Raw genomic sequence first — 26,454 nt, 5'->3', positions numbered from 1 at the left:
ATGGCGCTCAGCGTGGAACTCATACGGGCCGACGTCGCCGATGTGCTCGGCGAGGACCCGGCCGACATCCCCCTCGACGAGAACCTCGTCGACTACGGCCTTGACTCGGTGCGCATCATGTCGCTCATCGAGCGCTGGCGCCGCGAGCACGAGATCACCGCGACCTTCGTGGACCTGGCCGAGCAGCCCGCCATCGAGGCCTGGGCGCCGATTCTGGGAGCCTCGGCATGAGGCTCACCGCTGCCCAGTCGGGCATGTGGTTCGCGCAGGCGCTCGACCCCGGCAGCCCGGCCCAGAACACGGCCGAGTGCCTGGAGATCCACGGTCCCGTCGACCCGTCGCTGTTCGCGCGGACGCTGCGTCAGGTGGTGTCCGAGGCCGACGCCCTGCGCGTACGGATCATCGAAGGGGCCGACGGGCCACAGCAGTTGGAGGTCGTCGACCCGACGCTGCCGCTGAAGGTGCGCGACCTGCGCGCCGCGCCCGACCCGGACGCCGAGGCGCGGGCGTGGATGCGCGAGGACCTGGCCACGCCGTTCGACCTGGCGGCCGGGCCGCTGTTCACGCACGCGCTGTTCCGCGTCGGCGACGAGCGCTGGCTGTGGTACCAGCGGGTGCACCACATCGTGATGGACGGCTTCGGCTACTCGCTGCTCGCGCGGCGCACCGCAGAGGTGTACACCGCGCTGGCCGCGGGCGAGTCGCCCGGCCAGAGCCCCTTCGGGCGTCTTGAGGACCTGGTCGCCGAGGACACCGCGTACCGCGCGTCGGAGGCGTTCGACACCGACCGCCGCCACTGGGACGGCGCCTTCGCCGACCGGCCCGACGCCCCCAACCTGGCGGGGCGTACCGCGCTGCCGTCGCGCACCTTCCACCGCCGCAGCGCCCGCCTCTCCCCCGAGGCGACGTCCCGGCTGCGGGAGTCGGCGTCCTCGATGCGGGCGACCTGGCCCGAGGTGCTCGTCGCCGCGCAGGCCCTGTACGTCTCGCGGGCCACCGGCTCCGCCGAGGTGGTGCTCGGCCTGCCGATGATGGGCCGCATGGGTTCGGTGGCGCTTCGCGTGCCCGGCATGGTGATGAACGTGCTGCCGCTGCGGCTCACCGTGACCCCGCGGGCGACCTTCGCCGAGCTGACCCGGCAGGTGGTGCTCGGCATCCGTGCCGCCCGCCGCCACCAGCGCTACCGCTACGAGGACATCCGCCGCGACCTGGGCCTGCTCGGCGAGGGCCGCTCGCTGGTCGGACCGCTGATCAATGTCATGCCGTTCGACTACGGCCTGACCTTCGCGGGCGCCCGCACCGACGCCCACAACCTGTCGGCGGGCCCGGTCGACGACCTCACGGTCAACGTCTACGACCGCGCCGACGGCAGCGGCCTGCGCATCGACTACGACGGCAACCCCGCCCTGTACGAGCCGGACGAACTCGGCGTCCACCAGGCGCGGTTCATGGAGCTCCTGGAGCGCATCGCGGAGGCGGGACCGCACACCCCGCTGGCCGAGCACACGATCGCGCGCCGCATCGAACTCTCCCTGGTGGTCGACGAGTTCAACGCCACGGCGCATCCGGTGCCGCCCACCACCCTGATCGGCCCGATCGAGGGTCAGGTGGTCCGCACCCCGGACGCCACCGCCCTGGTCTTCGGCGACCAGGAGCTGACCTACGCCGAGCTGAACGCCCGCGCCAACCGGCTCGCCCACCACCTCATCGAGGTGGGCGTACGTCCGGGCGCGCTGGCGGCGGTCGCCGTGCCCCGTTCCCTGGACCTGGTGGTCACGCTCCTGGCCGTGCTCAAGGCGGGCGGCGCCTATCTGCCCCTGGACCCGGACTACCCGGCGGACCGCCTCGCGTACATGCTGGACGACGCGGGCCCTGCCTGCGTGATCGCCGACCGCGCCGACCGGGTGCCCGCGTCGGGTGTGCCGCTCGTCGCCCTGGACCGCCTGGACACGACGCCGTACGGCACGTACGACCCACCGCGCGCGCTCACCCCGCACCACCCCGCCTACGTCATCTACACGTCCGGGTCGACGGGCCGCCCCAAGGGCGTCGTCGTGCCGCACTCGGCGATCGACAACCGGCTGCGCTGGATGCAGGCCGAGTACGAACTTACCGCCGGTGACCGGGTGTTGCAGAAGACGCCGTCCGGGTTCGACGTGTCGGTGTGGGAGTTCTTCTGGGCGCTGCGGGTGGGTGCGACGCTGGTCGTCGCCGAGCCGGGCGGCCACAAGGACCCGGCGTACCTCGCGCGCGTCATCCGCGAACAGGACGTCACCGTCTGCCACTTCGTGCCGTCGATGCTCCAGGTGTTCCTGTCCGAGCCCGCCGCCGCTGACTGCGCGGGCCTGCGGCACGTCTTCTGCAGCGGCGAGGCGTTGCCGCGCGAGACGGTGCGGGAGTTCGGGCGCGTGCTCGACGGCGTGCCGCTGCACAATCTGTACGGCCCGACCGAGGCCGCCGTCGACGTGACGTACCACCCGTGCGCCACCGGCGCGACGGGCCCCGTGCCGATCGGCAGGCCCGTCTGGAACACCCGCCTGTACGTCCTGGACGCGGCGCTCCAGCCGTGCCCGCCCGGCATCCAGGGCGAGCTGTTCCTGGCGGGGACGCAGCTGGCAGCCGAGTATCTGGGGCGGCCCGAGCTGACCGCGTCCCGCTTCGTCGCCGATCCGTACGGCCCGCCCGGCACCCGCATGTACCGCACGGGCGACCTGGCGCGCTGGACCGAGCACGGCGAGATCGAGTACCTGGGCCGCACCGACCACCAGGTGAAGCTGCGCGGTCTGCGCATCGAACTGGGCGAGATCGAGGCCGAGTTGGCCGCCGATCCGGCGGTGGGAGCGGCCAGCGTCCTGGTCCGCGAGGACCGGCCGGGCGATCAGCGGCTCGTGGGGTACGTGACGCCCTCCGACACCGGAATCGTCCCCGCCCCCGAGGAGCTGCGGACCCGGCTGGCCCGCACGCTGCCCGACTACATGGTGCCGGGCGCGATCGTCGTCCTGGACGACTTCCCGCTCAGCCCGAACGGCAAGCTGGACCGGCGCGCCCTGCCCGCCCCCGCCTTCGAGGGGTCCGGCGACGGCGGCCGGGTGCCCGGCGGCCACCGCGAGGAGACGCTCACCCGGCTCTTCGCCGAGATCCTCGGCGTGCCCCAACTCGGCGTGGACGACGCCTTCTTCGACCTCGGTGGCACCTCGCTCCTGGCGGCCCGCCTGGTCGCCCGGGTCCGCGACACGCTCGGCGCCCGGCTCACCATCGGCTCGCTCTTCCAGGCGCAGACCCCGGCGGCGCTCGCCGCCCACCTGGACGCGGACCACAGCGACGCCGACCACGCCCTGGACGTGCTGCTCGCGCTGCGCGCGGGCGGCGACCGCACCCCGCTGTTCGCGTTCCACCCGGCCGGCGGCATCAGCTGGTGCTACTCGGGGCTGCTCTCGCGGCTCGATCCCGGCCAGCCGGTGTACGGCCTCCAGGCGCGCGGGCTGCACGGCGAGGGAGGACTCCCGGCCACGATGGAGGAGATGGCGGCCGAGTACGTCGACGCCCTGCGGGCCGTCCGGCCGCACGGCCCCTACCGGCTGCTCGGCTGGTCGGTGGGCGGCGTCCTCGCCCACACGGTCGCCGTACTGCTCCAGGAGGCGGGCGAGGAGGTCGAGTTGCTGGCGCTGCTCGACGCCTATCCGTCCGACCAGTGGCGCGACGCGGCGGTCCCGGCGGAGGCGGACGCCCTCAAGGCGCTGCTGCGGATGGCGGGTTACGACCTGACGGACGAGCTGACCCGCGAGGACGTCCTGGCGACGCTCCAGCGCGAGGGCAGCGCCCTGGCGGGGCTTCCCGACCGGACGCTGACGGCGGTCCTCGACATCGTGGTCAACAACGCCCGCCTGATGCGCGAGCACGAGCACCGCGCGTTCGACGGCGACGCGCTGTTCTTCACGGCCTCCGCGCCGCGCGCGGAGGACTGGCTGACCAGGGAGGCCTGGGCGCCGTACGTCAGCGGCTCGATCAGCAACCACGACGTGGACTGCCTGCACCCGGAGCTGACCCAGCCGCGCCGTCTCGACGAGGTCTGTGCCGTCCTCGCCGCCCGTCTCAAGGAGCTGGACCACGCATGACGAGCACACCCGGCCCCTTCGACGCGGTCGACACCGGCACCGGAACCGACACCGAGCCGACCCACCTGGTCCTGGAGAACGCGCTCGGCGAGTACTCCCTGTGGCCGGTCTTCCGCCACGCGCCCGAGGGCTGGACGGCGGTGTACGGCCCGGAGACCTACGGCCGTTGTGTGGCCCGCCTCCAGGAACCGCCCGCGTGACGGAGCTCCACCTGGTCCGCCCGGCCCCGCTCGACGTGTCGCTCCTGGACGCCGACGAGCGGCGCCGGGCGGCGGCGTTGCGGCGCCCCGCGGACCGGGAGCTGTACGCGGCGGCACACTCCGAGCTGCGCCGGCGGCTCGGCGCGCACCTCGGCGTCGATCCGGCGGCGGTGGAGCTGGTACGGCTGCCGTGCCCGCTCTGCGGCGGTCCGCACGGCCGTCCCGCCGTGGCCGGAGGGGCGGGCCCGCACTTCTCGCTTTCGCACACCGACGGCCTGGCGCTGCTCGCCTTCGCGGACCGGCCGGTCGGCGCCGACGTCGAGAAGCTGCCGTCCGCGGGCGTGCTGGCCGACGTGGCGGCGTCCCTGCATCCCCGGGAGCGGGCCGAACTGGCCGAACTCCCTGATGGGGAGCGGCCTTTGGCCTTCGCCCGCTGCTGGACCCGCAAGGAGGCGTGCCTCAAGGGGACGGGTGAGGGCCTCGCCGGTGGCGGGATGGCGTCGCTGCTGGTGGGGACGGGGCGCACGCCCCTCGCCGTCCCGGGCTGGACAGTACGGGACGTGGCCGTGCCCGAGGGCTATGCGGCGGCGGTGTCCGTCGCGGACTCGGCGCCGAGCAGCCCGACGAGTCCGTCCGCGAGTTCGGTGCGCCAGCACAGGTAGTCGTGCCCGCCGTTGAACTCGCGGTACACGGCGTCGTCGTACCCCTTCTCCCGCAAGGTGGCGCGCAGCCTGCGCATGGCGGGCAGCGCGACCCACTCCTGCTCGCCGGCCGAGAGCCAGAACCGCACCGGCAGCCTCTCGCTCGCCGCGATGCGTCCGGTCAGCCACTCGGAGCGCTCCAGGTCCGGCCCGTCGGGCCACCAGAAGGACCCCGACTGTGCGAGGACGCGGCCGAACCGCCCCGGCGCGATCACTCCCGCATACGCGGCGGTGAGGCCGCCGAGGCTCTGGCCCGCGACGACGGTCCGGGCCGGATCGCCGGTCAGGGACAGCCGCTCGCCGGCCCAGGGCAGCAGTTCGGTCTCCAGGAACCCGACGAACCGCTCGTTGCAGGCGAGTTCGGCCCAGCGCTGGTCGGCGCCGAGGGATTCGGGGAGCAGGGCGGCGAGTGGCGGGATGCGGCCGTCGGCGATGAGGTTGTCCAGGAGCGCCGCGACATCCAGGCCCGGCTGCCACATCTCGCCGTCCATCAGGACCAGGACGGGCAGGTCGCGCCCGCCGCCCGGCGGCTCGTACAGATGCACGCGCCGTTCGTTGCCGAGCAGTTCGCTGCGGACGGAGTGGGTGGTGACGGTGCCGTGCGCGATGCCGTCGCGGCGCTGCCAGTCGTCGCCGGTCGGCGCCTGCGGCAGCTCGACGTACGAGACGGGGACGCCGCCCCAACGCCGGGTGAGGGTGCGCGCGTTGAGCGGGTCGGTGCGCTGCTGCTGTCGCAGCCAGGGCCAGTAGGCGCCTTGTTCCTGCGGTCCGTCCCCCTCGTCCACGCACAGGCTGTAGGTCGCTCGCCAGTCGGCGCGCATCCGGATCGACCAGTGCCAGATGTCGGTGCCCGGCACCCGCTCCATCAGGTTGGGGGTCATGTCACGCGGGTCGACGATCTTGTTCGGCATGACGAGGACGGCGCGGGTCGCGTCCGTGCCGCGCCACAGGAAGGTGACCACCCGGTGCCCGTCGTCGCCCTGCGGGTCGGGCTCGACGACCGGCGTCCCGCCAAAGGCCCGCACGTCGCCCCAGAAGTCGCCGCGCTCCACGGCCCGCTCCAGCCACGCACTCTCCGCGCGCTCGACGGGGCGCGGTCGCGGGATGCGGGGCGGCCGACGGGTGGCCCCGTCGGGAGGAGCGGTGAGCGGCATCGGGGGAGCCTCCAGGGGTTCGCTGCGCAGACGTTCACTGCTCCTGCGCACACATGGCTAAGGGTGACCTTACTTGAGTCGGCGCCCCCTGCGCCGACCAGGGCATGGCCGCGTCGCCTGCCCCGGGGCCACCGGTACATTGCCGCCTATGTCGATACCGAACCCGCAGCCCAACCAGCCCAATCCGTACCAGCAGACCCCGAATCCCTACCAGCAGCCCCCGGGCGGGGTGTCGCCTCAGCCCTACGGCCAGCCGCCGGGCCCCTACGGCCAACAGCCGGGCCCGTACGGCCAGCCGCCCGCCCCGCCCGCTCCCCCGGCAGGGCCGCGCAGGCCCACGCCGGGCTGGGTGTGGGGAATCGGCGGCGTCGTGGTCGCGTCGGCCCTGTGGGCGGGAGCGCTGTTCGCCACCGGCGACCTCGGCTCCGACAGCGGCTCCGGCGGCGGCGACGCGAAGGCGGACCTCGGCGGTTACCAGTACACGAAGAACCTCTGCGACGTCTCCCCGCTGGACGCCTTCCAGAAGAAGTACGAGATCGACCTGGACACCGCGTCGACCACGAACTACGGCTCCCGGCAGAAGGCGTTCGACCAGGGCTACTGCAGCCGCAAGCTCAAGGACCCGGACGCGGACGCCGACTCCTATTCGAGCACCTTCGTCTACTCCACCGCCCGGTGGCACAAGGCCACCGACCCGGCGGGCGACTTCGCTTCGGAGCAGAAGGCCTACGAGGACCAGTCGCAGAAGGCGTACAGCTACAAGACCAAGGCCGTGAGCGGCATCGGGGACGAGGCGTTCCTGGTGACCGAGACGAGCGGCACGGACGCGGACGACCTGAACGGCATGACCCTTGCCGTGCGCGACGGCTGGTTCACGTACCAGATGCACTGGAGCTCGTACGGCGGCACGGACGACAAGGCCGAGCCGCCGACCGCGGCGGAGGTCGAGGAGATGCTGACGTCCGACACCCGCGCGGCGATGGACGGGCTCAAGAAGTAGCCCGGGGACGCGGCCAGGGATGCCCCTCCAGGCGCTCGATGTCGGTGTTGAAGCGCTGGAGGAACCCGGCGAACGTCGCCACGTCCTCCCGTGACCAGTCGCCCAGGACCTTCTCCAGGCCCTGGGTGTACTCGGCCCGGTCGGCGTCGAGTTGCCGCGTGCCCTCGGCGGAGATGCGGAACTTGCGGGCCATGCCGCCGTCGGGGTCGGGGATGCGCTCGACGAGTCCGCCGCGCATCATGGCCGCGGTCTGCCGGTTGAGGGTGGAGGCGTCGAGACCGAAGGCGTCGGTGAGCTGGCCGATGGACATCGGACCGTCCATCTGGATGCGGCTGAGCAGGATGTAGGCACTGCGGTCCAGGCGTCCGCCGGACGAGCGCGTGCGGGGATTGAACAGGTGCGAGTGCCGTCCGAGCAGCATCGTCTCGAATTCGACCTGTCGAACAGGCTTGTCCGGGCGGCCTAGGGGCTTGTCGATGCGACGACCGGGATTGTCCATGGAGTCATCGTACTCGGTATGTGTATCATGCATGTCGTATGCATCATGCATATCGCGTCGCCATCAGGTCGCGCGATCGTCCGGAAGCCGCCTGGAAGCCGTCCGTGGGCGCCCGGATAACCGAGGGAGAAGTCTGTGGTCAGCTCGAAGCCCGATGTCCGCCCTGGGCGCGTCGTCGGGGTACTCGCTCTCGCGGGCATCGTGGCCGCGATCATGCAGACGCTGGTGGTGCCCCTGATCGGCGACCTGCCCGCCATGCTCGACACCAGCCCGTCGAACGCCTCGTGGGTGATCACGGCCACGCTGCTCTCGGCGGCGGTGGCCACACCCGTGGCCGGGCGGCTCGGCGACATGTACGGCAAGCGGCGCATGCTGCTCGTCTCCGTGGTGCCGCTCGTCGCGGGCTCGGTGGTCTGCGCACTGTCCTCCTCCGTGGTGCCGATGATCGTCGGCCGGGGCTTGCAGGGCCTGGGCATGGGCGTGGTGCCGCTGGGCGTCAGCCTCCTGCGTGACGTGCTGCCCCCGGAGAAGCTCGGCTCCTCCATCGCCCTGATGAGCGCGTCCATGGGCGTGGGCGGCGCGCTCGGCCTGCCCTTCTCCGCGGCGGTGGCCGAGAACGCCAGCTGGCGCGTGCTGTTCTGGGTCGCCGCCGCCCTGAGCCTGCTGGTCGCCGTCCTGGCCTGGCTCTTCGTGCCCGCGGGACGGACGGGCTCCGGCACGGCCCGCTTCGACGTGCTCGGCGCGGTCGGCCTGGGCACCGGTCTCGTCTGCCTGCTGCTCGCCGTGTCCAAGGGCTCCGACTGGGGCTGGACGAGCGGCACCACGCTCGGCCTGTTCGCCGCCGCGGTCGTCGTCCTGCTGGCCTGGGGCCGGTGGGAGCTGCGCAGTAGTGAGCCGCTGGTCGACCTGCGCGTCACCGCACGCCCGCAGGTCCTGATGACGAACGTGGCCTCGGTCCTGGTCGGTTTCGCGATGTACGCCCAGTCGCTGGTGGTCCCGCAGCTCCTCCAGCTTCCGGAGGCCACCGGTTACGGCCTGGGCCAGTCGATGATGGCCATGGGCCTGTGGATGGCCCCGGCGGGCCTGATGATGATGGCCCTGGCCCCGCTCGGCGCCAAGCTCTCGGCCGCCCGCGGCCCCAAGGTCACACTGTCGGTCGGAGCCCTGGTCATCTCGCTCGGCTACGGCTCCTCCCTGCTCCTGATGGGGTCGACCTGGGGCCTGCTGGTGGTGACGCTCATCTGCAACACGGGCGTCGGCCTCGCGTACGGCGCCATGCCCGCCCTGATCATGGGCGCCGTCCCCCAGTCGGCGACCGCCTCGGCCAACAGCTTCAACACCCTGATGCGCTCGATCGGCAGCTCCGCGGCGGCAGCCGTGATCGGCGTGGTCCTGGCCCAGATGACGACGGACTTCGGCGGCCACTTCCTGCCCTCGGAGAACGGCTTCCGGGCCGCGATGCTGATGGGCTGCGGGGTGGGCCTCGCGGCTGCCGTGGTGGCCGCGTTCATTCCCGTACGCGAGGTGGTGGCCGGTCCCGACACCGAGACCGCCACCGATCCGCGCCCGGCGTCCGAAGCCACGGCCTGAAATACGCCGCTGATCGGCGGTGTGACAGGGGTGAACCGGTGAACGGCCGCGGGCCTGTTGTGGGACCGCGGCCGCACCTCTAGCATTTCTGCGGCTGTCACTCGATGCGTCTGCGCGCGGATACTCGTCCCGGAACTGCGAACGGAGCCGGCCATGACCGTGACGGTGGATCAGGAAGCCTCGCAGGACGACGAGTTCCCTCCCTCCGTCTACGAGTGGTTCGCCGGGCAGGCGCAACGGCGGCCCGACTGCACGGCCGTGGTGCAGGGCGACGTCCGGATGACGTTCGGGGAACTGCATGCCGGAGTCGTCCGCTTGTCCGAGGAGCTCCTGGGGCACGGAGTCGGTCCGGAGCAGACGGTCGGGCTCTTCGCGGACCGTTCGCCCGGCCTGGTCATCGGTCTCCTCGCCATACTGCGGGCGGGCGGCGCCTATGTGCCGCTGGGCACCGATCTACCCACGGAACGGCTGGCGTTCATGGTGCGCGACACCGCCATGAAACTCGCCGTCACCGATACCGGGCACGAGCGTCTGCCTACGGGCGAAGAGGTGCGGACCGTGCCTCTTCGCCCCACGAGCGCCACGCCGCCGAAGCACGCCCCCGCCCGGCCGGACGCGCCGGACCCCGCACGGCTCGCCTATGTGCTGTACACCTCCGGCTCCACCGGGCGCCCCAAGGGCGTGGCGGTGGAACACTCCGGGCTCTCGAACTACGTCGGCTGGACGGTGTCCGAGTTCTCCGGTGGAGCGCCGGTCGACACGTATCTGCATACGCCGCTCGGCTTCGACTTCTCCCTGACGAGCTTCTTCCTGCCGCTGGTCACCGGCGGCACCCTCCATCTGGCCCCGCGCGAGCAGGAGGCCGAGGATCTCGCGACGGCCGTCCAGAACCCGGACATCGACCTGGTGCGCCTGACCCCCTCGCACATCGAGATGCTCACGGCACGCCTGGGCGACCGGCACGGGCTGCGCGGGCCGCGGCGGTTCGTCGTCGGCGGTGAGATCCTGCGCGCCCGCCATCTCGCGGCCCTGCGGCGGCTCTTCCCCGACTCGGTCGTCTACAACCACTACGGGCCGACGGAGACCGTGGTGGGCCGCTGCTTCCTGCGCCTGGACGCCACCGCCGGGTTCCACGCCGGGGAGTACGCGCCGGACGATCCGCTGCCGATCGGCCACCCCCTGCCGCGTACGCGGGTGACCGTCGACCACGTGGACGAGCGCCGGGCGGCCGACGGGGTCGGCGAGCTGGTGATCAGCGGGGCGGGCGTGGCCCGCGGCTATCTCAACCTGCCCGACGCCACGGACAAGGCGTTCGGCGTGCTGCCCGACGGCGCCGGACGCTTCTACCGCACGGGAGATCTGGTCCGGCTCGACTCGCGGGGCCGTCCCGTCGTCGTGGGCCGGGCCGACGGGCAGGTGAAGATCCGCGGCCATCGGGTGGAAGTCGCGGAGATCGAGGCGCGGTTGTGCGCGGTGGAGGGGGTCCGCGCGGCGGTGGTGCTGAAGGCCCGCGAGCCACGCAGCGTGCTTGGCGCGTTCGTGGTCCTGGACGCGAGCGGCCCTTCGGGACCGGACTTCGGGCGGTTGCGCTCCGAACTCGCCGCGTCCCTCCCGCCGTACATGATCCCCCAGCACTTCTCCGCCCTCGCCGAGCTGCCGCTCACCCGGCACGGCAAGCTCGACCGGGGGCTCCTGCAGGACCTGTTCGAGAAGCAGGCTCCGGCGTCCGCCGACCGGGCTGCGGGGGAATCCGAAGCCGGACAGCGCGACGGGCTGATGCGTGAGGTGTGCGCCCTGTGCGAGCGCGTTCTCGGAGTGCGCGGAGTCCGGCCCGGCGACAACTTCGTCGACCTGGGCGGGGACTCGATCACGGCGATGAAGCTCGCCACCGCCTGCCGACGGAAGGGGATCACCGTACGCAGCGTGCGGTTCCTCACGGCGGACAGCCTCGCGGACGCGTTGCGCGGGGCGGAGGTCAGCGGCGCGCGGTGAGCAGGAACATCTGGCCGACGGCCGTCGGATCGTGTGCCGTGCGGTCCCGGTCGAGGTCCACGAGGCGCGCCAGATGGTCGGCGTTCGTCCCCGCCGCGCCGGCCCCCGTCACCTGCCAGTCCGGCGACGTGCAGAACGGCGTGGCGCGCGCCTCCGCGAAGCCCGCCTCCGTGAACTCCGCGCGCAGCAGCTCCCGTTCGGTCAGCCGTGACCGCAGCTGGGCCATCTCCGCCGGTGAGTAGAAGGACAGGAACGTCTGAAAGCGGCAGGCGGGGTCCCACGCGCTCACCACCAGGAGCCCACCGGGCCGCAGCGTCCGGAACGCCTCGGCGAGGAAGCGCTCGCGCTGGGCCGCCGACAGGTGGTTGACCGTGCCCATCATGCACGTGACCAGGTCGAAGCTGCCCTCGCGGAAGGGCATCGCGGTGCCGTCGGCGACGGCGAACCGGCGGGCCCAGCGTTCGTCCACGCAGACCCGGATTCCCGCGTCGCTGAGGTCGATCCCGTACGACCGCACCCCGTACCGGTCGAGCACCTGGGGGTAGCGCAGAGTGCCGCTGCCGACGTCGAGCGAGGTGGCCACCGCGGTGACGTCCCCGACGGCATCCCCGACGGCGGTGAGCAGTTGCACCAGTTCGAGACGCTTCTTGATGCTGTCGTGCAGGCCGGTGTGGTCGAACTGGACGTAGAACAGAGCGTCGTAGGCCGCGATCCGCGAGTCGGAGTTCCCGAGCAGACCCCGCGCCTCCAGGTCCCTGACGAGCGCGGAGGACGGGACGGCCGGGCCGGCGCAGCTGCGACTGTCCTCATGCAGCTTCCAGGCATCCTCGTACGTGGCGTCCCAGGCGAGCAGCGTCTCGAAGCGGTCGGCGGCCTCGGCGTGTCTGCCCTCCTCCCGCAGGGCCCGCGCGCTCTCGTACAGCAGGCGTTTGTCGTCGTCCCCGGGGCCGCTCAGGGCCGCCTGCTGATAGGCGATGGCCGCGGCCGACTGGGCTCCGAGGTGCTGGAAGCACTCCCCGACCAGGTACAGGGCGCGGGCCCGCAGCCGAGGGTCCTCAGCAGCCTTCTGGAGCGGGCCGACCGCCGCGCGGTGGTCTCCCGTCTCGAACAGGGCCAGGCCCGCGTCGAACGCGGCCCGGCTGCCGTCGGGGAGGGCGAGTCTCTTCATCAGGCGGCACCGGCCCCCGGATCGTCGGTCAGGGTGGGGGGCTGGTTCCGGGTCAGGGAGTTGAGGGTGCCGACGAAGTCGTCGAGCAGTTCGGTCATGGTCGATTCCTCGAACAGCTCGGTGCTGTACTCGAGGAACCCGGTGATCTCACCGTCCGCGTCCGTCTGGCTCTCCTGGCTCTCCTGGCTCTCCTGGCTCTCCTGGAGGATCAGCGCCACGTCGGACCTGGTGGTGTCGAGGCCGACCGGGACCGGTGCGATCCTCAGCCCCGGTATCTCCATGCCCGACCGTCCCGGCGTGTTGTTCAGCACGAGCTTGGTCTGGAACAGCGGGCTGTGCCGGCGGCTGCGGGGCGGGTTGAGCGCCTGGACGACCCGTTCGAAGGGCACGTCCTGATGGCTGAGCGCTTCGAGCACCGTGCCGTGCACCCGGCCCAGCAGCTCCCGCCAGGTCGGCTCGCCCGCGAGGTCGATGCGGAGCACCAGCTGGTTGACGAAGAAGCCGAGCATCTCCTGTGTCTCGGCGGCGGTGCGGCCCGCGACATCGGTGCCGACGGTGACCTCCCGCTCCCCCGTGTGGGCGCACAGGGCCGCGCCGAGCGCGGTGAGCAGCACGGCGAACGGAGTGGCCCCGGACTCGCGGCACAGCCGCCGGATCTCCGCCACGGTCTCCGCCGGGATCACGACCGGGAGCAGTCGGCCGCTGCCGGTGGGCCGCACGGGGCGTGGGTGGTCCGTGGGCAGCAGCGGCAGCTCCGTGACGCCGGCCAGCCTGCGTCTCCAGTAGGCGAGCTGGTCGTCCAGGTGGCCGTCGTCCAGCATCCGCCGCTGCCATAGGGCGTAGTCGGCGTACTGGACCTGTGGCGCGACCGGCTCGGGCTCGCGGCCCTCGGCGAAGGCCTCGTAGAACGCGGCGAGTTCGGCGTTGAAGAGGCCGAGCGACCAGCCGTCGTGGACGATGTGGTGCAGGGACAGCAGAAAGGCGTGGTCCCGCGGCGCGAGGCGCACCACATGCGCCCGCAGGACCGGCCCCCGGGCCAGGTCGAAGGGGCGGTGGTACTCCGCCCGGACCAGCCGCGCCAGTTCCGTCTCCCGTGCGGCCCGGGGCAGGGCGCTGAGGTCGACCAGCGGGCAGGGCACCGGCTCGGGCGGCCGGATCTCCTGCCGGGGCACTCCGTCGGGCGCGGTGATCAGGGTCCGCATCACCTCGTGCCGGGCGACGAGCGCGTCGAGGGCCCGGGAGAGCGCGCGAACGTCGAGCGGGCCGTGGATCCGATCGAAGACCGGGACGTTGTACCGGAGGTCGCCCGGGTTCAACTGGTCCATGAACCACAGGCGTTCCTGCGCGCACGAGGCGGGCAGCACCCCGGTGCGCGGCACGGCGGTGAGCGGCGGCGGCCCGGAACCTGCCTCGGGCTCGCGCAACGCGTCGACGCAGGCGGCCAGTTCGGCGAGGGTGCGGTGGTCGAACGGGGCGCGCGCGGGCAGGGCGACGTCCAGGCGCTTGCGCAGGCGGAAGACGACCTGAAGGGTGAGCAGGGAGTGCCCTCCGAGACCGAAGAAGTCGTCGCCGGGCGTGACGTCACCGCAGTCGAGCAGCTCGCGCCAGATGTCGGCGACCACCTGCTCGGTGCCGGTGAGCTCCCGGCCTGCCACGGTCCACACGGCCCGCTCCACGACCGCGGGGTCCGCCGCGAGCCGGCGCAGTTCGGTGCGATCCGTCTTGCCGTTCGGGGTGAGCGGGAGTTCGGGCATCGGGACGTAGTGCGCCGGAAGGAGCGGCTCGGGCAGCCAGTTCCGTACGTGGGCGTCGATGTCCGGGACGGCCATCGCGCAGGCCCTGCGCCAGTGCGGGTCGTTGGTGTGATGCCGTGCGTCGAAGGGTTCGGCGGCGGGGGGCTCGGCGCCGGGCGTCGTGCGGCGCTCCGTGGCGTGGGGGTGCGTCGCCGTGGCCGGGAGCCCGGAGCCCTCGGCCGCACGGCGCACCAGGGTCACGTCGTAGGCGCCGTCGGACCGCCCGTCCAGCCAGCTCAGCTCCACCTCGTACGCGCCCTGCTCCGCCAGCTCCCACCAGTCCTCGGGCGTGCAGCCCTGTGGGGGCAGGGCGCTGGCGCGGGCACGGAGCTCGCCCACGGAGGAGGACGGCGCACGCTCCTCGACGAGGTCGCGCAGGGCGAGCGCCCCGCTCAGCCGGGCGTTGGGCACCCCGGCGAGGCGCAGGCGCTCGGGGCGCTCCCGCTCGACCAGGTCCAGCAGCTCGCCGGGGGCCAGGGGCGAGGTGGCCCAGTCGAGCACCGTGCCGGTGGGCTCCGGCGCGGGCGGCCTGGGGCCGACCGTGATGACGACGTCGTAGCGGTAGTGGCTGAGTTCGTTGTCGTCGCGGCCCCGCTTGGGCAGGACGCGGACCCGCGCGATCCTGGGCCAGCGAGCCGCGACCTCGTCGAACAGCCGTGGATCGACGCACAGTTCGGGGTCGAGGGCGCTCTGGCGGCGGATACGGGAGCGCAGTTCGCCGAGGCGCATGTTCGCGGGGGCCCGGTGCACCTGGACGGACGTGTGGAACAGGTCGAGCAGCGGAAGGCTGCGCAGATCGCCGAGGAAGACGTGGCCGCCGTCCGGTACCGCGTCGACGGCCTGCCGCAGCACGTCCAGGAGGTAACCGGCCGAGGGGAAGTACTGGACCACCGAGTTGAGCACCACGGTGTCGGGCGCCGGGGCCGCCGTTGGTCGCGTGATGCTCCGGTGTGCGGGGGCCGTCCGGACCTCGACCCTGCCGGGCGGTAGGCCCATGGCGTCCACCGCGCTCCGTACGTGGGCGACGGCGGCGGCCGATAGGTCGGTGGCCCGGTAACTCCTGGCCGCATCCACCAGGTTGAGCAGGATCATGCCGGTGCCGCTGCCGATCTCCAGGACGTCGCGGGGCCGCAGGGCCCTGAGGCGCCGGAGCGTCTCGTCCAGCCAGCCACGCATCTGCGCCTCGTCCAGGGGCCGCCCCGTGTAACTGCTGAGCCAGCCGGCGAGGTTGAAGGAGGCACCGCCGTCCGCGGGCAGGTCTCCGTACGTGGTCTCGTACAGGCGGCGCCACTCCTCGACGCGGTCGCCGTCCCAGTTCCCCTCGCTGCGGGCGCCCTCCCGCAGGCAGACGAAGGCGATGATCCGCTCGTCGCCCGGTGCGCGTCGCACCACCTCGACGGCACAGTCCCACACCTCGGGGTGGCTGCGCACCGCGGCCTCGACCTCGGCGGGTTCGAGCCGGTGGCCCCGCACCTTGACCTGTTCGTCCCGTCGGCCCAGGTACTCCAGCTCGCCGCCGGGCAGCAGCCGGACCAGGTCTCCCGTGCGGTACAGCCTGGCGCCCGGGACCGTGCCGAAGGGGTCGGGCACGAAGCGTTCCGCGGTGAGCGCGGGCCGGCTCCAGTAGCCCTGGCCCACTCCTGCGCCGCCGACGCAGGCCTCGCCCGGCACGCCGACCGGCACCGGGCGCAGCGCCTCGTCCAGGACGTGGACGCGGACATTGGCGATCGGCCGCCCGATCGGCACCCGGTCCCCGCCGCCCGCCGCCCGCGCGATGTCCGCCTCCGTGCCGCCCGCCTCCTCGCCGCTCGCCGCCTCGAAGGCGGTGCAGGCCACGGCGGTCTCGGTGGGTCCGTACTCGTTGATGATCCGCGCGGCCGGTGAGCCCGCGCGCAGCGCGGACAGGGCGTCCTCGTGCAGGCCCTCGCCGCCGAGGACGACCGTCCGGGCGGGCAGAGCGAGCGGCGCGCCGTCCGCTGCCTGTTCGAGCAGTCTCAGGTGGGAGGGCGTCAGTTTGACGAAGCTCAGGTCGGCGGCGTCCGCCAGCAGGTCGCGCAGGGCGGCGTCGGGCGTGTCGTCGGCGGCCGGTGCCGGGAGCAGCACGCGCTGTCCGGCGAGCAGCGGCGCGAAGACGCTCGTCACGGTCAGGTCGAAGGCGAGGGGCGAGTGCACGGGTACGCCTGTTCCCGTGGCCGCGCGGTAGTGGTCCTTGGCCCACAGGAGGTAGTTGACGATGTTGCGGTGGGTGAGCAGGGCCGCCTTGGGCCGGCCCGTGGAGCCCGAGGTGAACATGAGGTAGATCAGGTCGTCCGCCGACACCCGCACGTCCGGTGCGTGTGCGGGCCGTCGCGCGATCGCGTCGGTTTCGGCTGCGGGCCGGACGACTCGGGCGCCGGCGGGGTCCACCTCGGTGGGCAAGCCGTCGTCCGCGAGCAGGACGGCGGCCCGGCTGTCGGCGAGCATGGCGTTCGTCCGGGACGGCGGGTGGGTGGGGTCGAGCGGGACGTAGGCGGCGCCGGTCTTGAGGATCGCGAGCAGCGCGGTCACCGTGTGGGGGCCGTGCGCCATCAGGACGGCCACCACGGTGCCGGGGCGGGCCCCGGCGTCCCGCAGGTGGTGGGCGAGCCGGTTCGCCGCGCCGTCGAGCTCTTCGTACGTCAAGGTGCGGTCCGCCCCGCACACGGCGACCGCGTCGGGGGTACGGGATGCCTGGGCCGCGACCAGTTCGTGCAGGGGCGTGTCGCAGGAACCGGTGCCGGTGTCGTTCCACTCGTGGACGATCCGCCGCAGTTCGCGCGCGGACAGCACCGGCAGCGCGGACAGGCGCTGTTCGGGGTCGGTGACCGCGGCACAGAGCACTTCGCCGAGTGAGTCGCAGATGCGGCCGACGGTGGTGGCGTCGAAGAGGTCGGTGGCGTAGTCGACCAGGCAGTCGAGTCCCTCGTCGGTCTCCAGGATGTTGAAGTCGAGGTCGAAGCGGGAGGACTCGGTGGCCGTGTCCAGCAGCGTCACCGTCAGGCCGGAAGGGTCACCGGCGACGGGCGGCGTGTTGTGCAGCGTGAAATTGACCTGGTACAGCGGGTTGCGCGCGAGATCGCGCTCGGGGAACAGACGCTGGGCGATCAGGTCCACCGGGACGTCCTGGTGGGCGTGCGCCTCCAGGCAGGTCTGTCGCACCCGGGCCAGATGGTCCGCGAAGCCGGGGTCGCCGTCGAGGCGCGTGCGGAACAGCACCGAGTTGGCGAAGAAGCCCACCAGGTCGTGCAGTTCGCTCTGCCGCCGGTTGGCGACGGCCCCGCCGATGAGCATGTCGTCCTGCCCGCTGTAGCGGTGCAGGACGGTGGAGAGCGCGGCGAGCAGCGTCATGTGGAGGGTGGCCCCGTGCCGCACCCCCAGCTCGCGCAAGGACTCGGTCAGCCCCGCGCCGACCACGAAATGGTGGGTGGCCCCCCGGTGGCTCTGCACGGGTGGCCGGGGCCGGTCGGTGGGCAGGTCGAGCCGGTCGGGGGCGCCGCTGAGGTGTGTTTCCCAGTAGGCCAGTTGCCGCCGGATCTCCTCGCCGCCCTCGCGGACGGACTGCCAGCGGGCGTAACCGCCGTACTGCACCGGCAAGGGCGGCAGAGGGCTCGGTAGACCGAGTGCGAACGCCTCGTACAGTGCGGTCAGTTCGCGGCCGAGGACGGCGAGGGACCAGCCGTCCACGGCGACGTGGTGGAACACCGAGAGGAGCACCGACTCCTCGGCGGACAGCCGAAGCAGCCGGAACCGCGCGGGCGGGGCGGCCGCCAGGTCGAAGGGGACGCCGTGCTCGGCCTCGATGAGGCGGTCCGCCTCGGCCGCTCGCCGTGCGGGCGGCAGTGCGCGCAGGTCGACGACGGGCAGCGGGACGCGTACGGCATCCAGGACGCGCTGCACGGGGACGCCGTCGACCGTGGGGAACGCGGTGCGCAGGATCTCGTGCCGGGCGGTGATCTCGTCGAGGCAGCGGCGGAGCAGGGCCGGGTCGAGTCGCCCGGTGAGCCGGAAGGGGTTCACGCTGGTGTAGCCGGAGCTCTCCGGCTGGAGCGCGCCCAGGAAGAGGATGCGCCGCTGGGCCGACGACACCGGCGCGTCGCCCTCGGTGGGCCCGGCGAACAGGCTCAGCGGCGGGGTGATGCCGCGTTCGCTCAGCTGCCGGAGCAGTTCCGCGCGCTTCTTCGCGCCGAGGTTCTGGATCCGCTCGGCGAGATCGGCTTCAGGCATGGTCCTCCTGTCGCTCCAGGGCGGCCACGAGCGCGGCCAGTTCGTCCGCCTGCGCGCCCTCGCTCCCCGCGGTGTCCGACGCGGCGGCGACGGCCTCGGCAAGACCCGCGGGGGTGGGCACGCGGAAGAACGCCTCCAGGGTCACGTCGGCGCCGTAGCGCTCCTGGACCTGGGTGATGAGCACCGTCGCCAGGAGCGAATGGCCGCCGAGCCGGAAGAAGTTGTCGTGCCGTCCGATGCCGGACCGGCCGAGGAGTTCCTCCCACAGGGCGGCGAGTGCACGCTCCATGGAGCCCACGGGTTCGGTGTGGTCGGCGGCCGGTGACGGGCCAAGGGCCGGGGTCTCGTCCCGGGAGGGGGCGGCCATGAGCCGGCCGCTCCCGTCCGACCGCACCGCGACTCCGGTCGGCCGCGCGGGGACGCCGGGAGCCTCGGGCCGGTCGTGGCGCAGGAGTTCACCGACCGCTCCCTGCGGCGCGGGATGGCCGTAGGGGTCGCGGACGCTCAGCTCGGCATCCGCGGGCAGGTCCGCGAGGGCCTCCGTCCGGCGCAGCTCGTCCGGCAACGCGCCCGGGGCGTAGCGCCGCTCCTCGGCCAGGGGGAGGTCCCGCACGGCGCGGTCGGGCCGCTCGGCCAGCTCGCGCAGGGCCCGCCGCCAGGCGTGGCCCAGGGCGGCGACGGTGTCCCTGCCCCACAGCTCGGTCGCGTAATCCAGGGTCGCCGACAGCCGGCCGGCCGTGTTGGCGACGGTGCACACCAGGTCGAAGGTGGTGACGGTGGTGGCCGCTTCGCGCATCCGGACGCGCAGCCCCGGTACGGACAGATCGTCGTCCGGTTCGACGATCATCTGGAACACGATCTGGAACAGGGGGTTTCGGTTGGCCCGCCGGTCCCCGCCGTGCGCGGCCACCAGCCGCTCGAAGGGCAGGTCCTGGTGTTCGTAGGCGTCGTGGCAGGTCTCCGCGGTGGCTCGCAGCACGTCACGCAGGGTGTGGTCGTCGCGCACCAGGGTCCGCAGGACCACCATGTTCACGAAGGAGCCGATCACGTTCTGGGTCTCGGGGCGGGCGCGGCCGGACGTGGTGCCGCCCACGGTGAGGTCGGTCTGACCGCTGTAGCGGTGCAGGGCGACGTAGAAGCCGGCGAGGAGTGCCATGAACAGGCTCGCTCCCTCCTCCCGGCACAGGTCGTTCAGCCGGTCCGCGAGGTGGTCGTCGAGCGGGACGGAGAGCTCCTGGCCGCGGTAGGACCGCTGTTCGGGCCGCGGTCGGTCGGTGGGCAGGACGAGGTCGGGGAGGTCGCGGACGCGCTCGCGCCAGTGGGCGATGAGCCGGTCGTGGCCGCCGGACGCCTCGGCTCGCCGCTGCCAGGCCGCGAAGTCCGCGTACTGCACGGGGAGTTCGGGCAGCTCGTGCGGGACCCCGGCGGCATGGGCCCGGTACAGCGCCCACAGCTCCCGCAGGAAGAGGTCGAGCGACCAGGCGTCGGCCACGATGTGATGGAGCGTCACGAGCAGGACGGACCGCCGGTCGGTGAGCCGGATCAGCGTGGTCCGCAGCAGGGGGACCCGCCGCAGGTCGAAGGGTTCGGCGGCCTCCTGACGGGCCAGCCCCGCGACCAGTTCCCGCTCGTCCACCGGGGTGTCCCGCCCGAGCAGGGCACGCAGATCGAGGGTGCGCGGCGCGGGCTCGTCGTCGGTGACGATCTGGCGGAGCTGTCCGTCGAGGACGCGGAAGCAGGTGCGCAGGCTCTCGTGGCGGCGGACGCACGCGCGCACCGCCGCGGCCAGGGACACCGGGTCGACGTCACCGTCCAGGTCCAGGACGCGGGCGACCGTGAACACCCCGGCCCGGTCGGCCAGTTCGTCGAGGAAGTACATCCTGGCCTGGGCGTACGACGCGTCGCTCACCAGGGCGGAGACGGTGCGGCCCGTCATGCCGGACGCCTCTGCCCGGCCGCCGCGACCGCCTCGGCCATGGCGACGGCGATCGTGCGAGGGCGGGTGAAGGGTTCGCGGCCGTGCGCGGTGAGCATGTTGTCGACGACCAGGACGTCGTCGCGGACGTAGTCGAACCGGGTGGCCGCCGAGCGGTAGCAGTCGCGCACGTGCGCCACGACGTCGTCCGGGATGTCCGCGCCGTCGCCGAAGTAGCTCTGGTTGGGCAGATCCTCCTCGCCGAACAGTTCGAGCATGCCCGCGCGGTTCTCCGGCGACAGCGTCGAGAGGTGGAAGATCGCGGCGTGGTTGAACCACACCTCCTCCCCCGTCTCCGGATGCCGGTGCACGGCCTCGCGCACCGATGACGTGCGCAGTCTGCCGTCCGCGCGCCACTCGGCGTCGACGCCGTTGGCCGCGCAGAACCGCTCCACCTGCGCGCGGTCCTCGGTGTCGTAGACCTCCTGCCAGCGCAGCCCGAACTCGGAGCCGAAGTTGCGCACCACCTTCCAGCCACGCCGCTCGAACTCCTCGCGCACGGCGGGGTCGAGGGCGTGCAGCACACGACGGGTGTCCGACAGCGGGGTCGCCCCGCGGCCGCCCGGCGGTTGGACGCAGTAGAAGTACAGGCTCATCGGCCAGGACACGCGGTAGGAGTTCTCGTTGTGGAAGAAGATCTCTTCGTGCGGCGGGTAGTCGGTGGAGGTGTAGACCCGGCCCTTGATGGTGCTGCGCGGCGATGACCGTTCCTCGTAGGGCAGCGGGTCCTCGCCGGACAGTTCCCGCACCGCGGACTCGAATCCGTCGACCCCGCCGACCGCGAAGCCGCGCAGCAGGACGGCTCCGTTCGTGCGCAGCCGCCGCCGTATCGCGGTGCGGTCCCCGCCGATCCGGTCGAGGAGCTTCTCGCCCTCGTGTGCCTCGATGACGTGGGGCAGCTCCACGGCCGTCACTCCCGCCCGGCGGGCGGCTCGAACCGCAGCTCGTCGGCGCAGAAGGCACGCCACTGCGGCGTGGACGCCTCCCACAGCACCCCTTGGTCGGCCTGGACCGGGTGCCGTACGACGGCCAGGTCGTCGCGCAGGTACACCACGGTGTCGTCGGGCAGGTCGCGCTGTTCCCCGGCCGCCGATGCGGCCCAGCCGGCGAAGCCGCGCACATCGCCGAGGAGGCAGCCCAGGTAGTACGGCGTCATCCCGCGGCCTCCCGCTCGATCCGGCGGCGCAGGCTCAGCGGCCGCATATCGGTCCACACGGTCTCGATGTACGCCAGGCACTCCTCGCGCGTCCCGCCGTGCCCGGTGTCGTCCCAGCCCGCCGGCCGCTCCCGTCCCGCGGGCCAGATCGAGTACTGCTCCTCGTGGTTGACGACCACCCGGTATCCGTCCGGGTCGCCGCCGTGCGGTCCAGCCGTCACTAGCCCTCCTCGTACACGATGCGTTGGCGGGCGACCGGCACGATCCGGTCGAGCCGGCCCGGTCCTTCGTCCGTCCCGCCGTCGGTGGCGGGCTCGGCGAGCAACTGCTCGACCAGTGGCGCAAGGCGGGCCACCGTCGAAGCACGGAAGAAGGCCCGGACGGTGATGTCCACGCCCCAGGTGTCATGAGCGGCGGCGATCACTCGCATCACCATGAGTGAGTCACCGCCGTGGCTGAAGAAGTCGTCGTTGACGCCGATGTCCGCGCGCCGCAGCGCGGTGCGCCACAGGTCGAGCAGGGTGTGCTCGACCGGGGTGCGGGCCGGCCGTGAGGTGCCGGGCGGGGCGACCTCGGTGCCGACGGCTCCCGCAAGCGCGGCGCGGTCGAGCTTGCCGTTCGGGGTGAGCGGGAGCTCGGTCAGGAGCACCAGGCGGTCGGGCAGCATGTAGAGCGGCAGGTGCTCGCGCAGCACGCCGTGCCAGTCCACGCCGTCCTGCCCGGCCTTCGGTACGAGGTAGGCGTGGACTCGCTTCGCGTCCGGCTCCCCCTCGGTGAGGACGACGGCGTCGCGGACGTGCGGGGAGCGGCGGAACGCGGCCTCGATCTCGCCGAGTTCGACGCGGTAGCCGCGCACCTTGAGCTGGTGGTCGCGGCGGCCGAGGAACTCGATGCGCAGGCCTTGTGGCCCGTGGCGGTAGCGGCCGCGGTCGCCGGTCCGGTACATCCGCTCGCCGGGCCGGGAGGCGAAGGGGTGCGGCACGAAGGCGTCGGCGGTGCGGCCCGGGGCGCCGAGGTAGCCGCGGCTGAGGGTGGGGCCCGCGATGTACAGGGTGCCGGGCACACCCGGGGGCACCAGGCGCATCCGGTCGTCGAGGAGATAGGCCTCGGTGCCGGGCAGGGGGGTGCCGATGAGCACGCACCGGGTGTCGTGGTCATCGGCGCCGACGGTGAAGTAGGTGCTGTCGATGGTGCCTTCGGTCAGCCCGTAGCAGTTGACCACGTCTGTTTCCGGTCCGCACAGCCCGCGGATCCTCGCCAGCTCGTCGGCGGGGAAGGTGTCCGAGCCGACGATGAGCAGCTTGAGGAAGGCCAGGTCGGCGCGGCTTTCGGCGACGTGCGCGGCCAGGGTCCGCAGCACCGTGGGCACGAAGTCGGCCACGTCGACGCCCTCCTCGCGCATCAGCCGCAGCAGCCGGGCCGGAAGGAGCAGCGTTTCGCGGGGGCAGACCACGAGGGTGGCGCCGGACCCGACGCAGCGGACGAGCTCGCCGAGGTACCCGTCGAAGCTGAAGTTGGCCATCTGCAGATGGGCCCGGATGCGGCCGCGCAGGGCGAAGGCGTGCTCCCACGCGAGCTGGATGCGCCGGAGCGATCCGTGGGTGGCCATGACGCCCTTCGGGCGCCCCGTCGAGCCCGACGTATACATGACATAACAGAGGCTGTCAGGTCCGAGGTCGCGCTCGGGCCGGGTGCCGGGGGTGCCGGCGCTGTCCGCGCGGGCGGCCCCGCCCGGGACACCGCCGTCCGGTCCTGCCATCAGGCTGCGTACGGGATCGCCGGCCAGGTCGGCGACGATCGACCCCTGGGTGACCACCACCTCCACCCCGGCGTCGGCGACGATCATCGCGCGGCGGGAGGCGGGGCTGTCGAGGTCGAGCGGCACATGGGCGGCGCCCGCCTTCCACACCGCGAGGACCGCGACGACGCTCTCGGCGGAGCGCTCCATGTAGATGCCGACGCGGGACCCGGGGGTGACGCCCTCGCCGAGCAGCCGGTGGGCAAGGCGGTTGGCCGCGCGGTCGAGTTCGCCGTAGGTGAGCCGGGTGTCGCCGTGCACCAAGGCGGGGGCGTCGGGCGTGCGGTCGGCCCACTGCTCGAACACGTCGAGCACGCAGCCTTCTGCGACGGACCCGGCGGACGCGTCGGACGCGACCGGCACTCCCGTCGCGGCGCCGAGCAGCAGCGCGCGGTCCTCGGAGCCGAGCGCTCCCGTCAGGCCGACGGGCTGTTCCGGGTCCCGGGTCATGTCGTCGAGCACGGACCGCCACAGGCGGAGCAGCCCGTCGACGGTCTCCGCGCGGTAGAGCCCGCTGTCGTAGTGGGCGAGGACGTCCGTACGCCCCTCTTCGGCGAACACGTCGACGGTCAGGTCGAACTTGGCGACGCCGATGTCCACCTCCTCGGCGCTCGCGGTCAGGGCGCCGGGTCCGGTGCGGGTGGAGGGCGCAGCGATGTACTGGAAGGTGACGCCGAAGAACTGACCGTCGCCGTCGCCGTCGCCGCGCTCCGTGTCGAGGGCGGACACGACGTCCTGGAAGGAGACCGTCTGGTGTTCGTAGGCCCCCAGGCAGGTCTGGCGCACCCGGGCCAGGGCCTGGCGCACGGTCGGGTCGCCCGACAGGTCGGTGCGCAGGGCGAGCATGTTGAGGAAGGGGCCGATCAGCAGGTCGGCGTCGACGTCCTCCCGCAGGGCGCTCGGCGTACCGACCAGGACATCGTCCTGGTCCATGTGGCGCGAGAGCGCGATCACGAAGCCGGTGAGGAGCACCATGAAGGGGGTGCCGCGCTCGGCGCGGGCCAAATCCCTTATGCGACCCATCAGTTCAGGATCGAGCGTGCGGCGCGCGGTGGCAGCGGGAGGCGTCGACCGGTCGGAGGGCGTGCGGTCCGGGGGCAGTCGCCGGACGTCGGGAAGTGCCGAAAGTCGCGCGCGCCAGTATGCCAGTTCGGCGTCGTACACGGGGTGACCGGCGCTCAGGTGCCGACGCCGGGCGACGAGGTCGGCGTACTGAACGGACAGTGGGGACAGGTCGGGCTCGCGGAACTCGGCCTGTGCGCCGACGAGTTCGAGGAATTCGTCGAGGAACACCTGCCGGGACCAGCCGTCGCTGACGATGTGGTGCCAGTTGAGCAGCAGGGTGTGGTCGTCGTCGGCCGAGCGCAGCAGGACCGTGCGTATCAGAGGGCCGGATTCCAGGTCGAAGGGGCGTCGCGCGTGCTCCTCGGCGAGGCGGTGGGTCTCGGCGGCGCGGCGCTCGGGGCGCAGCCCGGTCAGGTCGATCAGGGCCGTGGTCAGCGGCAGTTCGGACGCGACGCGGGTGCGGGGTACGCCGCCGTCGGCCGGGAAGCTCGCGCGCAGGACGTCGTGCCTGCGGACGATCTCCCGCACGGCGCCGGCGGTCGCGCCGGCGTCGAGCGGGCCCCTCAGGCGGATCGCCGAGCACGCGTTGTAGAGCGCGGTGCCGGGATGCATCCGGTCCAGGAACCAGAAGCTCTCCTGGACCGGGGAGAGCGTGTCCGTCGCCGACGGCGCCGTAGAGCCGGACAGGGGCCGGGTGCCGGGGGTGCCGAAGCTCATGCGACCTCTCCTGCCGGGCGGTCGGCGGCGTGGGGCCGGGCGATGCCGGTCAGCATGCCGGTCAGCGCGATGGCCAGGACGGCGACACCGATGACGAGACAGATCGTGGTGACCCCGGCTCCGGCGGCGGCCGCGGTGGTGATGGCCGCACCGATCGGCCCGAGCGCCGTGTGAATGGTCCAGAAGGCGGACGTGACGCGGCCGAGCAGATGACTGGGCGTCACTTCCTGACGCAGCGACATGGAGGAGATGCCGGCGATGCCGGTGCACATCAGGGTGATCGTCATCAGGACGGCGATCACGGGGACGCTCCCGGACAGGCCGATCCCGGCGACGGCGAACCCCGCGACCGAGAACGCGCAGATCCAGGTCGCGCCGAACGCGAACCGTCGGCGCACCCGGGCGACCACCGCGGAGGCGATGAACGAGCCGACGGTCCCGGCCGTCAGCACATAGCCGACCGTGGTGTCCGGGCGGTTCAGCTCGTCCTTGACCAGGTAGATGACGAGGTCGGTCAGGCCGTAGATGAGGAAGGTGATCAGCGAGAGCAGGAGCGTCAGGGGACGCAGCACGGGGTGCAGCCACAGGAACTTCGCGCCGGCCAGGAACTCGTTGCGGATGGAGCCGTGTTGGGCGGATTCGGACGTGCGCGGCCTGCCGTTGAACTTCACCAGCAGAACACCCAGGGCGGAGACCGCGAAGGTCGCGGAGTCGATGCCGATCGCGGCGGCGGGACCCGCGGACGAGGCCACGAAACCCGCGAGCGCGGGTCCGGCGACGCTGGCGACCGCGTACGTCGCGTACATGTGGCCGTTGGCCCTGGTGATCTGATCCGGTTGAACGATGGCCGGCACCACGGTCACGTAGGTGACCTGGAAAAGCATCGAGAAGCATCCCGCGATGGGGACGACGGTGTAGATCAGCCAGACGGGCGTCGCGGAGATCCACGCGAGGGGGATCACGAGGTAGAGCAGGCAGCGCGCCCCGTCGGCAAGCATGAGGAGCCGTCTGCGGTCGAAGCGGTCGGCCACGACTCCGGCGAACAGGCCGGTCAGGATCGACGCGACACCGGTGAGGCCGGTGACGAGACCCATTTGGAGGACCGAACCCGTGCTGTGCAGCACCAACAGCGGCAACGCGACATAAGAGAAGGAGTCACCGAGCGCGGAAAGGGTCTGAACGCCTAAGAAAATGCGATACGCGGGGTTGCTCCATAAAGAGGGCGAACTGCCCTCCGTACCCGTCGGCCGTGCCTGATCCTGATCCTCGGACAGTTCCCCTGACGGCAC

At 72.6% G+C, this 26,454-nt stretch carries 17 protein-coding genes; 7 read left to right on the top strand and 10 right to left on the bottom strand.

Going from position 1 to position 26,454, the window contains the following annotated elements:
- Genes ACIGXX_RS08005 through ACIGXX_RS07990 form a run of 4 tightly spaced genes read left to right on the top strand, consistent with a single transcriptional unit; the run spans window position 1 to window position 4,977 of the window.
- A complete protein-coding gene (locus tag ACIGXX_RS08005) occupies window positions 1-231 on the top strand; it encodes a phosphopantetheine-binding protein (protein WP_351160872.1) in 231 nt (76 codons plus the stop codon).
- Complete coding sequence (locus ACIGXX_RS08000) at window positions 228-4,115, top strand: amino acid adenylation domain-containing protein (protein WP_399973730.1); 3,888 nt, start codon at window positions 228-230, stop codon at window positions 4,113-4,115. The genes ACIGXX_RS08005 and ACIGXX_RS08000 overlap by 4 nt, the downstream gene beginning before the upstream one ends.
- Window positions 4,112-4,315: an MbtH family NRPS accessory protein gene (locus ACIGXX_RS07995; RefSeq protein WP_361461655.1), complete on the top strand. Its 204-nt coding sequence runs from the start codon at window positions 4,112-4,114 to the stop codon at window positions 4,313-4,315. The genes ACIGXX_RS08000 and ACIGXX_RS07995 overlap by 4 nt, the downstream gene beginning before the upstream one ends.
- A complete protein-coding gene (locus ACIGXX_RS07990) occupies window positions 4,312-4,977 on the top strand; it encodes a 4'-phosphopantetheinyl transferase family protein (RefSeq protein ID WP_399973727.1) in 666 nt (221 codons plus the stop codon). The genes ACIGXX_RS07995 and ACIGXX_RS07990 overlap by 4 nt, the downstream gene beginning before the upstream one ends.
- Here the strand turns inward: ACIGXX_RS07990 and fes are convergent.
- Entirely contained in the window at window positions 4,893-6,170 is a 1,278-nt protein-coding gene (gene fes / locus ACIGXX_RS07985; protein ID WP_399973724.1) for an enterochelin esterase, read from the bottom strand. The genes ACIGXX_RS07990 and fes overlap by 85 nt on opposite strands.
- 148 nt (window positions 6,171-6,318) lie before the next feature.
- Here fes and ACIGXX_RS07980 point away from each other — a divergent pair, with 148 nt between their 5' ends.
- On the top strand, window positions 6,319-7,170 hold the full coding sequence (locus ACIGXX_RS07980) for a hypothetical protein (RefSeq protein ID WP_351160859.1): 852 nt from the start codon (window positions 6,319-6,321) through the stop codon (window positions 7,168-7,170).
- Here the strand turns inward: ACIGXX_RS07980 and ACIGXX_RS07975 are convergent.
- Window positions 7,160-7,669, bottom strand: coding sequence for a MarR family transcriptional regulator (locus tag ACIGXX_RS07975; RefSeq protein WP_351160856.1), 510 nt, complete (start codon window positions 7,667-7,669; stop codon window positions 7,160-7,162). The two genes, ACIGXX_RS07980 and ACIGXX_RS07975, sit on opposite strands and share 11 nt — an antisense overlap.
- Window positions 7,670-7,804: 135 nt before the next feature.
- On the opposite strand from ACIGXX_RS07975, the gene ACIGXX_RS07970 reads away from it, so the two are divergent.
- Window positions 7,805-9,259 carry an MFS transporter gene (locus ACIGXX_RS07970; RefSeq protein WP_361461668.1) on the top strand — a complete coding sequence of 485 codons (1,455 nt, stop codon included), beginning with the start codon at window positions 7,805-7,807 and terminating at the stop codon, window positions 9,257-9,259.
- Window positions 9,260-9,412: 153 nt separating this feature from the next.
- Window positions 9,413-11,251, top strand: coding sequence for a non-ribosomal peptide synthetase (locus ACIGXX_RS07965; protein WP_399973720.1), 1,839 nt, complete (start codon window positions 9,413-9,415; stop codon window positions 11,249-11,251).
- On the opposite strand, the gene ACIGXX_RS07960 is transcribed toward ACIGXX_RS07965, so the two are convergent.
- The 8 genes from ACIGXX_RS07960 to ACIGXX_RS07925 are packed head-to-tail and all read right to left on the bottom strand — an operon-like array spanning window position 11,235 to window position 26,454.
- Window positions 11,235-12,419 carry a class I SAM-dependent methyltransferase gene (locus ACIGXX_RS07960; protein ID WP_351160849.1) on the bottom strand — a complete coding sequence of 395 codons (1,185 nt, stop codon included), beginning with the start codon at window positions 12,417-12,419 and terminating at the stop codon, window positions 11,235-11,237. The two genes, ACIGXX_RS07965 and ACIGXX_RS07960, sit on opposite strands and share 17 nt — an antisense overlap.
- Complete coding sequence (locus ACIGXX_RS07955; RefSeq protein WP_399973716.1) at window positions 12,419-18,454, bottom strand: amino acid adenylation domain-containing protein; 6,036 nt, start codon at window positions 18,452-18,454, stop codon at window positions 12,419-12,421. The genes ACIGXX_RS07960 and ACIGXX_RS07955 overlap by 1 nt, the downstream gene beginning before the upstream one ends.
- Window positions 18,447-20,390 carry a condensation domain-containing protein gene (locus ACIGXX_RS07950; RefSeq protein ID WP_399973712.1) on the bottom strand — a complete coding sequence of 648 codons (1,944 nt, stop codon included), beginning with the start codon at window positions 20,388-20,390 and terminating at the stop codon, window positions 18,447-18,449. The genes ACIGXX_RS07955 and ACIGXX_RS07950 overlap by 8 nt, the downstream gene beginning before the upstream one ends.
- Window positions 20,387-21,334: a TauD/TfdA family dioxygenase gene (locus ACIGXX_RS07945; protein ID WP_351160843.1), complete on the bottom strand. Its 948-nt coding sequence runs from the start codon at window positions 21,332-21,334 to the stop codon at window positions 20,387-20,389. Before ACIGXX_RS07945 ends, ACIGXX_RS07950 begins: the two co-directional genes overlap by 4 nt.
- 5 nt (window positions 21,335-21,339) lie before the next feature.
- Window positions 21,340-21,585 (bottom strand): hypothetical protein, encoded by a 246-nt coding sequence (locus ACIGXX_RS07940; protein ID WP_351160841.1) that lies wholly within the window; start codon window positions 21,583-21,585, stop codon window positions 21,340-21,342.
- Window positions 21,582-21,806, bottom strand: coding sequence for an MbtH family NRPS accessory protein (locus ACIGXX_RS07935; RefSeq protein WP_351160839.1), 225 nt, complete (start codon window positions 21,804-21,806; stop codon window positions 21,582-21,584). Before ACIGXX_RS07935 ends, ACIGXX_RS07940 begins: the two co-directional genes overlap by 4 nt.
- Window positions 21,806-25,165: an amino acid adenylation domain-containing protein gene (locus tag ACIGXX_RS07930; protein WP_399973706.1), complete on the bottom strand. Its 3,360-nt coding sequence runs from the start codon at window positions 25,163-25,165 to the stop codon at window positions 21,806-21,808. The genes ACIGXX_RS07935 and ACIGXX_RS07930 overlap by 1 nt, the downstream gene beginning before the upstream one ends.
- Complete coding sequence (locus ACIGXX_RS07925; protein WP_366462652.1) at window positions 25,162-26,454, bottom strand: MFS transporter; 1,293 nt, start codon at window positions 26,452-26,454, stop codon at window positions 25,162-25,164. Before ACIGXX_RS07925 ends, ACIGXX_RS07930 begins: the two co-directional genes overlap by 4 nt.

The organism is Streptomyces sp. NPDC055243 (genome assembly GCF_044544025.1).
GTDB lineage: Bacteria > Actinomycetota > Actinomycetes > Streptomycetales > Streptomycetaceae > Streptomyces.
This window is presented reverse-complemented; position numbering and strand designations above follow the sequence as displayed.